Annotated in this window: 1 protein-coding gene; it reads left to right on the forward strand. The window is 65.9% G+C overall.

The window, feature by feature from the left end:
* The coding region (locus F8271_RS31885) for an FAD-dependent oxidoreductase (RefSeq protein WP_192580570.1) at positions 1–428 on the forward strand (428 nt) is incomplete at both ends.

The following is a 428-nucleotide window of genomic DNA, read 5'->3' on the forward strand; positions in this document are numbered from 1 at the left end:
GGCATCAAGACCAACCTGGGCACGTTCTTCGACAAGGTCGAGGAGACCGACTCGGGCGTCAAGGTGACCCTCGCGGACGGCAAGGAGTTCGAGGCCGAGGTCTGCCTCGTCGCCGTCGGCCGCGGCCCGAACACCGAGGGCCTCGGCTACGAGGAGCAGGGCGTCAAGATGGACCGCGGCTTCGTCCTCACCGACGAGCGTCTGCACACCGGCGTCGGCAGCATCTACGCCGTGGGCGACATCGTTCCCGGTCTGCAGCTGGCGCACCGCGGCTTCCAGCAGGGCATCTTCGTGGCCGAGGAGATCGCCGGCAACAAGCCGATGGTCGTCGAGGACATCAACATCCCGAAGGTCACCTTCACCGAGCCGGAGATCATGTCCGTGGGCTACACCCAGCCCAAGGCGGAGGAGAAGTTCGGCAAGGACAA

The sequence above is a fragment of the Micromonospora sp. ALFpr18c genome (assembly GCF_008868155.1).
Classification (GTDB): Bacteria; Actinomycetota; Actinomycetes; order Mycobacteriales; family Micromonosporaceae; genus Micromonospora.